Origin of the sequence: Candidatus Acetatifactor stercoripullorum, assembly GCF_944382095.1 — a bacterium.
Taxonomy (GTDB): domain Bacteria; phylum Bacillota; class Clostridia; order Lachnospirales; family Lachnospiraceae; genus Acetatifactor; species Acetatifactor stercoripullorum.
Genome location: NZ_CALWMU010000070.1, coordinates 1 through 8296, shown reverse-complemented (window position 1 = coordinate 8296; position 8296 = coordinate 1). Strand labels below are relative to the sequence as shown.

Here is an 8296-nt window from a genome sequence, read left to right as displayed (position 1 = left end):
AACTGCAAAGGGACAGGGTGTACGGTTTACGCCGACGTTCTGGAAGAATATATGTTAAACGCCATTCGTGATAAGCTGTCCGAGTTTAAGAAGCTGTCCGACGAAAAAGAAAACCAATCCACACCTAAAGTATCTAAGAACAAAATCCGTTTGGCACAGATAGACGAGGAAATCAACGACCTGCTTTCCAAAGTAGGAAGCGCAAATTCTATCCTGATGAAGTACATCAATGACAAGGTTTCCGAGTTAGACGCAGAACGCCAGACCTTGCAGGAAGAAATCATATCCCTTACCTGTTCTAAGACAGAAAGCAAAATGGGACAGATAACCGACCATGTGAAAAAATGGCAGGACATTTCCTTTGAGGATAAGCAGGCGGTTGTGGACGCTTTAATCAAAGTTATCAAGGTGGCAAACGGGAATATTGAAATCACATGGAAAATCTAAGGCGGTTATAGCCGCTGTCATTTTTGAGGTAAATTCACTTCAATCTTCCCGTTTCGGTGAGGCGCTGCGCATCACACAGGATAAGCTTAACAGCAAAAACTTTTATGCCTTCAATCCCGGCTTTGACATGTGTGAAAACTGTAATTAAGGGATGGCAGCAGCATAAAGACAAACTTTTATGGTGTCAGGGTCCGGCCATGTGCCGGACCACTGGCAGTGTGGGCGGATTCGCGCTAGAACACTTCCTATAATATGCTGCGGTAGAGCAGAAGACCCGCTCCATTTATGACAATATTCTTTCCTTTAGGCCTGGCGTCAGCTTTTCTGACAGAAAAAGGCCGACAATCAAAAGACCGGGGAAAATGACGGCGGTCAGAATCCCTATATTTAAGCTGTTATTGAAATGCCCGGATATCAGTCCCACATAGGTAGGGCCGCCCAAGCAGCCAAGGTCTCCCGCAAGGGCTAAAAGTGCAAACAGCAGGGTGCCGCCTCTTTTCAGGGAAGCAGATGCAATGCTGAAGGCCCCCGGCCATAGGATTCCTACGGAAAAGCCGCAGATACCGCAGCCCAAAAGGCTTAACAGGGGAAGGGGTGAGAGGGAGATCAGCAGGTAGGAGCCGATACAAAGCATACTGCACAGCAGCATGGCCCGCTGCAGCTGGATTTTTTCTCCGTATTTTCCGTAGAGAAGTCTTGCGCTGCCCATCATGACGGCAAAAAACATGGGACCTGCCAGGTCGCCCACGGTTTTGCTGACATGGAGACCCTGTTCTGCGAAGGTGGAGGCCCACTGGCTGACGGCCTGCTCGCTGGCTCCCGCGCAGAGCATCACCAGCAGCATAACCCAGAACACCGGCTTTTGGGTCAGCTCTTTTAAGGAGTATCCGGCGTCCCCGCTGGAAATTAAGGGCAGAATAGGCGCCTTTGCAAACAAAATCAGATTGCACACCGGCAGCAGTGCCCATAAAAGAGCAAGTATTCTCCAGTTTTCAATGCCAAAGAGCTGGAAGAAAAGAGTGGAAAAAAGCACTACCCCCACATGGCCCCAGCAGTAGAAGGAATGCAGCAGGCTCATTGCCTTTTCCTTGTTGGCGGAGGGAAGAGCCTCTACAATGGGGCTGAGCAGCACCTCAAGGAGCCCGCCGCCTACGGCGTAAACGATTACGGACAGTAAAAGTCCTATAAAAGGAGAGGACATCTTATCCGGCAGTATGGTCAAAAGCACAAGACCTGCGGCAGCAAAGACATGGGCTAAAATGGCGGAAGCCTTATAGCCGATCCTGTCGATAAAGCCTGCGGACAAAAGATCCACTGTCAGCTGAATGCCAAAGTTTATTGTGATCAGCATGGTGATGCGTGACAGGGAAATTCCGTAGGTATTGTGAAAGGTCAAAAATAAAAGAGGGGCAAAATTATTGACGATGGCCTGTATGATATATCCGATAAAACAGGCGGCCATGGTTTTTCTGTAGTCCGGCTGCATAGAAGTCTCCTTTCTTACTCATCCACGCTATTGTATCACAAGTGAAAAAGAAATGCTTGTAAAAAATAGGGGAGGAAGGCTACAATAAATAGACAGCCTGCACAATGGATTTATATAAGATACAAACAGGATACAAAAAAGAGGTAAATCATTGCAGGAAGTGACAGCATCAGGAAAGACAAAAAAGGTACAGAGGAGCGGGGATTATGCTAAAGATTTTGATCGCGGAGGATGAGGAGCCTATTGCGAATCTGATCAGGATGAATCTAAATCGGGCGGGGTATCAGTGTATATGGGCCCCGGACGGAGAGGAGGCAGCCGACAGGATGGCAAAGGAGCCCTTTGATCTGATCCTCCTTGACATTATGCTTCCAGGCATCAACGGCTATGAATTGATGGAATATGCAAAGGAGCTGGGAATGCCGGTGATTTTTCTGACGGCGTTAGGAAACACGGAGCACAAGGTAAAGGGGCTTAAAATGGGGGCGGATGATTATCTCACAAAGCCCTTTGAGATTGTGGAGCTTTTGGCGAGAGTGGAGGCCGTTCTGCGCAGATACCACAAGACGGAAACCATTCTGGAGGTGTTTGACGTGGTCATTGACACGTCGTCGCGGACGGTTCTGCAAAACGGGACGCCCATAGCCCTTACCATGAAGGAATTTGACTTGCTTTTGCTGCTGGCCAGAAACCGGAATATCGCCCTTTATCGGGAGACCATATATGAAAATGTGTGGGGAGGGGAATATCTGGGACAGAGCAGAACAGTGGATCTGCACATTCAGAGGCTGAAAAAGAAGTTAAAGTGGGAGAATGAGATCACGGCGGTTTACAAGGTGGGCTATCGATTGGAGGCATAGATGAGATTTGCAGACAAGCTGTTTTTTGCAACCACGGCTCTGCTTGCGTCAGCCTTTGCCGTATTTGGAATCTGGATGGTGTCCTCTTATTTTCAGAATATATTGAACCGGGAAATTGAACGTTCAGATACGGAGAGCAGAATGTTCCAGTATCTGTTTGAGATGGCTTATCAATCTGCGGATGAGTACGGCGAAGAATATGCGGTGGTCAGGACAATAGACAGTATCATGGACAGCGTGGAAAAGGAAGGGCGCAAATGCTTTGTGACAGATGAGGAGGGCAATTTTTTCTACGGTGAAGAGCTGGCGCAGGAGACTTCTTTTCCAGAGATACTGGCGGGCATACAGGGGGAGATGCGGGAGGAGGATACCTATGCCTACGGCATCCGCCGCTTTAAAGAGGGCTATTATCTTTTCAATGTGTGCAAGGGAACTGCCGGAGAGGGCTTTTATTATCTGGGAATGTGCATGGAGCTTACGGATATTTACAAGGACAGGCAGCTTTTGTTAAACAGGTATCGGCTGGCGCTGATTTTATTGGTGGTTGTGGGAGGCGGCTTTATTTACGTGATTTCTCGTTACATGACAGGCCCCATCAGGCGTCTTGGATATGTGGTACGCTGTATTTCTGAGGGAGAGTATGAAAAGAGGGCGCATTCCATGCCAAGGGACGAGGTGGGGGAGCTGGCGGAAAGCTTTAATGTGATGGCGGACCGGCTGGTGGAGCAGATGAAGGAAAAGGAGCTTAAGGCAAAGCAGCAGGAGGATTTTACGGCGGCCTTTGCCCACGAGCTGAAAACGCCCCTTACTTCCATCATCGGATATGCAGATATGCTAAATTCGGTAAATTTGTCCGAGGAGGAGAAAAGAGAGGCGTACTTTTATATTTACAGTCAGGGAAAAAGACTGGAAAGCCTTTCCCACAAGCTTTTGGAGCTTGTGAGCATGGAAAAACAGGATATGATAAGAAAGCCGGTATCCACAAGAAAGCTGGAGCAGAACCTGCGCACGGCCATGCGTCCGGTTTTCTCGGCGAAAAAGATTCACGGGAAGATCGCATTGGAGAAGGGAACGATTCTGGGAGATTATGAACTTCTTTTGTCGCTTTTGTACAATCTTTTGGATAATGCGGTCAAAGCGGTTGAGGAGGGCGGCTTTATCCTCCTGAAGGGAAGCCTGCTGGCGGAGGGCTATGAGATAAAGGTGGTGGATAATGGAAGAGGAATTCCGCCCAGGGAAATCCATCGTATCACGGAGGCTTTCTATATGGTGGATAAATCCCGTTCCAGAAAGGAGGGAGGAGCGGGAATCGGCATGGCTCTGTGTAAAAAAATCATCTCTCTGCATGGAGGTGTGTTAAAGATAGACAGCCGTCTGGGAGAGGGGACAGTGATCAAAGTCATGTTTCCGATTGCAACTTTTTCTTAAATGTTATATAATAATCTACAAATTGCGACGGAAAGGGCGGGAAAAGGTTGGAAGCAGAAGGTTGTGAGAAACTTCTTTTGGAAGCGGTGAATGGAGACAGCAGGAAGGAGCGCATCTCCATCGACGATGCCTGGGGCAGAGTCTGCGCGGAAACGGTGTATGCTCCCTTTATGGTTCCGCCTTTCCCTAAGTCCGCCATGGATGGATATGCGGTCAAGGCGGAGGAAATAAAAAATGCAGCCAGAGAATGTCCGGTGAAGCTTACTGTAGCAGGTGAGCTGTGCGCCGGAGATTTTGCGTTATATGACAGAAAGCCCATGACGGCGGTAAGGGTCATGACAGGCGCTCCTGTGCCGGAGGGCTTTGACGCTGTGGTGCGGCAGGAGGATACGGATTACGGGCAGGAAACGGTGTCTGTGTATCGGCCTGTGGCTCCTTATACCAATTACTGTAAGGCGGGAGAGGATATCACAGAGGGACAGTGTGTGGTGGAAAAGGGCGCCAGGCTTACGTCTGTGCATATCGGCCTGCTTGCCAGCATGGGGTTTGCGTATGTGGAGGCAGTAAAGCCCTTTCAAACAGCGGTGATTGCCACAGGCTCTGAGCTTTGTGCGCCGGGAGAAAAGCTTGGGCCCGGTCAGATTTATGACAGTATTTCCCATATGCTGTGCTCCTCCATACGCAGGGAGGGGCTTGCCCTTTCGGGCGCATGGATTTGTGCGGATGAAGAGGAGCTTTTCCTTTCCCGCTTAAGGGAAGCCTGTTCGAAGGCAGACGTGGTGATTACGGTAGGAGGCGTTTCCGTAGGCAAAAAGGATATTGTTCCTCTTGTGTTAAAAAAACTGGGGGCACGGGAAATTTTCCGCGGAGTGGATATACAGCCGGGGACGCCTACCATGGCGAGCATTTTGGGCGATACGGTAATTTTGAGCCTGTCGGGGAACCCTTATGCGGCGCTGGCTCACTTTCAGCTTTTTTTCTGGCCCTTGGCGGCAAAGCTTATGGGGAGCAGGGATTTCCTTCCCCGCAGGGAGACGGCGGTATTTTCAGGAGAATATGCAAAGGTAAACAAGAGACGGCGCCTTTTGAGAGCTTTGGCCGCAGAGGGGCATGTGGAGCTTCCTTCCGGGATTCATGCTTCCTCTGTGATCCATAATCTGGCGGACTGTAACTGCTTTATAGATTTGGAGGCGGGCAGATGCCTTCATCAGGGTGATACGGTAAAAATCAGATATTTCAAGGGGGAATGACAGGGATGAAGCTAAGCGTTGGCATCCTTGCAGGCGGCAGAAGCAGCCGGATGGGCAGCAATAAAGCGCTGCTTACCATAGAGCATAGACGGTTTTTGGATAAGATTGCAGAAGAGATGAGCGCCTTTGACCAGGTGCTTGTTTCTGCTGCGCACAAGGAGGATTATCCTGAATGTGGATTTCCTGTAGTGGAGGATGTGCATAGAGACATTGGCCCCATAGAGGGAATTTATCAGGTGATAAAACATGCTTCCAACGAGTATGTTTTTGTCTGTGCTGTGGATATGCCCAATATATCCAGGGCGCTGGTCTTATATCTGGCGGAGTTTATCTGCTCTGATTACGACTGCTATGTGCTTACGGACGAGGACAGAATCCATCCCCTGTGCGCTATTTATTCCAAGAAGGCGCTGCCTGCCCTGGAAAAACTGATTCAGGAGAAAAACTACAGGCTTCGGGATATTTTTCGTCTGGTTCCCACAAAATATATCCGGCTGGAGACCAGCTGCTTTTCCAAAAAGACGGTAAAAAATGTCAATACACGTATAGAGTACCAAAAAATCGTGCTTCCGGTGACCTTCTGTGTCAGCGGCTGGAAGGACAGCGGAAAAACAGGGCTTATCATAAAGCTGATTAATGAGTTTATCAAAGCAGGCTATACTGTGGCGGTGATCAAACACGACGGCCATGCGTACTCGATGGACCATAAGGGAACCGACACTTACAGGTATGCCGAAGCGGGAGCCAGAATGAGCGCTATTTTTTCTGATGAGGGATACGCCGTGAATTATGCCGGCACAAAGACCCTTACGGATATGCTGGCCCTGGCCCAGGGAGAGGGCGATATTATCATAGTGGAGGGAGAAAAAAGCTGCAGCCTGCCCAAGGTGGAGGTGCGCAGGCGTGAGACGTCCTTAGAGCCTGCCTGCAGCGCGGATACCCTGATCTGTATTGCAACGGACGCCTGGGAGGATACCAGGGCGGAGTGTCCGGTACATGACTTAAACGATATACGGTCCATTTTCAAAAGCATTTGCGATTATTTTGGATTGGAGCGGACGTAAATGAAGCTGATAAAAACAGAAGATGCCGTGGGACATGTGCTGTGCCATGACATGACGCAGATTATCCCGGGAGTGATAAAGGATGCAGTGTTCCGAAAGGGACATGTGGTGACTGCCGAGGATATTCCTGTGCTGCTTTCCATGGGCAAAGAGAATCTTTATGTGTGGGAGAAAAAGGAGGGTATCCTGCACGAGGATGAAGCGGCGGAAATATTGCGTGATATCTGCATGGGCGATCATATGCAGGCAGGCGAGCCCAAGGAGGGAAAAATTGAGATAAGGTCAGAGATGGACGGACTTTTCAAGGTGGATACGAAAAGGCTGAATGCGGTCAACGCCTTGGGAGAGATGATGATTGCCTCCAGGCACGGAAACTTCCCCGTAAAGGCGGGAGACAAGCTGGCGGCTACAAGAATCATCCCTCTGGTGATAGAGCAGGAGAAAATGGAGGCTGCAAAAGAGGCGGCGGGAGAAAAACCGCTGTTTTCGCTGCTGCCCTTTACAAGAAAAAAGGCTGGATTGATCGTTACAGGAAGCGAAGTAAAAAAAGGGCTGGTTGAGGACTCCTTTGGACCGGTGGTGAAAAAAAAGCTTGCAGAGTACGGCGTCTCGGTGCTGTGGCAGGCTTACCCCGGGGACGATGGGGAGACTATTTCGGATACCATTGCAGACTTTATCGGACAGGGGGCGGAGCTTGTGCTCTGTACGGGCGGAATGAGCGTAGATCCGGATGATAAAACGCCGGGAGCTATCCGCCGGACAAAAGCGCGCATTGTGTCCTACGGTGCGCCTGTGCTGCCCGGAGCCATGTTTCTGTTAGCCTACTATGAGACCGGAAAGGAACAAATTCCCGTGATGGGACTTCCCGGCTGTGTAATGTATGCCGGAAGAACAATTTTTGATTTAGTGCTTCCCAGAGTGCTGGCGGGAGAAATTCTGGAAAAAGAGGACTTAAGCACATATGGAGAGGGAGGACTCTGCCTTGGCTGCAGGGTGTGCACCTTCCCCAACTGCGGCTTTGGGAAATAATAGGCGTTTGCGAAACTCGCTGACAAAGTCACGAACCTGGTCATAATAACCAAAAACGGGTTCCGAAGCGGTGGCTCGTCACCGTTATTTTGGTTATTACGCCCAGTTTCTGATACCAGGGAGCGAGTTTCGCAATTATCTGAATTAAAAAAGGAGGAAGGATGAGCGGATTAACCCATTTTGATGAACAAGGAAACGCCGTTATGGTGGATGTGACGGACAAACCGGTGACGGACAGAATGGCGGCGGCCTGTGGAAGCATACGGGTAAGCAGGGAGGTTTTTGAGGCCATAAAGAATGGAACGGCCAAAAAAGGCGATGTTCTGGGAACCGCCAGAATTGCCGGAATTATGGCTGCAAAAAAGACCTGGGATATCATCCCTTTGTGCCATCCGCTTCCTCTGACAAAAGTAACCGTTGATTTTACACTTGAGGAGGAGACCCTCAGCGTGAAAGCTGTCTGCACGGCAAGGCTGTCGGGGCGCACGGGTGTTGAAATGGAGGCCCTGACCGGCGTAAGCGCCGCCTTGCTTACGATTTATGATATGTGCAAGGCCATGGATCGGGGGATGGAAATTGAGAAGATTCATCTGCTGGAAAAGGCAGGTGGAAAGAGCGGACACTACTTGAGGACTTCTCCCTTTTAAGAAGAGGAGATAGTGTGAAAGAAAGTAGAGGAAAACCGTAAATTGGCACACTTGAATAAGCTGTCTAAAGCAGGCAACTTTTTGA

Annotated in this window: 7 protein-coding genes and 2 pseudogenes; 8 read left to right on the top strand and 1 reads right to left on the bottom strand. The window is 49.6% G+C overall.

The genetic code is table 11. The annotated features are described in order from the left end of the window. Both SHK35_RS13880 and SHK35_RS14245 read left to right on the top strand, forming a co-directional pair. Positions 1-447, top strand: a pseudogene (locus SHK35_RS13880) (recombinase family protein); the annotation flags it as partial. A gap of 49 nt (positions 448-496) precedes the next feature. Next, positions 497-595: pseudogene (locus SHK35_RS14245) on the top strand (manganese catalase family protein); the annotation flags it as partial. A gap of 135 nt (positions 596-730) precedes the next feature. On the opposite strand, the gene SHK35_RS13870 reads toward SHK35_RS14245, so the two are convergent. Continuing rightward, a complete protein-coding gene (locus SHK35_RS13870) occupies positions 731-1933 on the bottom strand; it encodes an MFS transporter (RefSeq protein ID WP_318710223.1) in 1203 nt (400 codons plus the stop codon). Positions 1934-2139: 206 nt separating this feature from the next. Here SHK35_RS13870 and SHK35_RS13865 point away from each other — a divergent pair, with 206 nt between their 5' ends. From SHK35_RS13865 to moaC, 6 genes are all read left to right on the top strand, one after another. Continuing rightward, on the top strand, positions 2140-2793 hold the full coding sequence (locus tag SHK35_RS13865) for a response regulator transcription factor (RefSeq protein WP_318705596.1): 654 nt from the start codon (positions 2140-2142) through the stop codon (positions 2791-2793). Next, positions 2794-4221: a sensor histidine kinase gene (locus SHK35_RS13860; RefSeq protein ID WP_318710222.1), complete on the top strand. Its 1428-nt coding sequence runs from the start codon at positions 2794-2796 to the stop codon at positions 4219-4221. Positions 4222-4268: 47 nt separating this feature from the next. Beyond that, entirely contained in the window at positions 4269-5471 is a 1203-nt protein-coding gene (locus SHK35_RS13855) for a molybdopterin molybdotransferase MoeA (RefSeq protein ID WP_318710221.1), read from the top strand. A 5-nt stretch (positions 5472-5476) separates the two neighbouring features. Further along, positions 5477-6535, top strand: a complete 1059-nt coding sequence (mobB, locus tag SHK35_RS13850) for a molybdopterin-guanine dinucleotide biosynthesis protein B (RefSeq protein ID WP_318710220.1) — start codon at positions 5477-5479, stop codon at positions 6533-6535. Beyond that, positions 6536-7564, top strand: coding sequence for a molybdopterin-binding protein (locus SHK35_RS13845; protein WP_318710219.1), 1029 nt, complete (start codon positions 6536-6538; stop codon positions 7562-7564). A 161-nt stretch (positions 7565-7725) separates the two neighbouring features. Beyond that, positions 7726-8211 (top strand): cyclic pyranopterin monophosphate synthase MoaC, encoded by a 486-nt coding sequence (moaC, locus tag SHK35_RS13840; RefSeq protein ID WP_318710218.1) that lies wholly within the window; start codon positions 7726-7728, stop codon positions 8209-8211. The last annotated feature ends 85 nt before the right edge of the window (positions 8212-8296 follow it).

Coding starts and splice junctions, on each gene's coding strand:
- SHK35_RS13865 (WP_318705596.1), top strand. CDS start 2,140: ATGCTAAAGATTTTGATCGCGGAGGATGAGGAGCCTATTGCGAATCTG.
- mobB (WP_318710220.1), top strand. CDS start 5,477: ATGAAGCTAAGCGTTGGCATCCTTGCAGGCGGCAGAAGCAGCCGGATG.
- moaC (WP_318710218.1), top strand. CDS start 7,726: ATGAGCGGATTAACCCATTTTGATGAACAAGGAAACGCCGTTATGGTG.
- SHK35_RS13860 (WP_318710222.1), top strand. CDS start 2,794: ATGAGATTTGCAGACAAGCTGTTTTTTGCAACCACGGCTCTGCTTGCG.
- SHK35_RS13845 (WP_318710219.1), top strand. CDS start 6,536: ATGAAGCTGATAAAAACAGAAGATGCCGTGGGACATGTGCTGTGCCAT.
- SHK35_RS13870 (WP_318710223.1), bottom strand. CDS start 1,933: ATGCAGCCGGACTACAGAAAAACCATGGCCGCCTGTTTTATCGGATAT.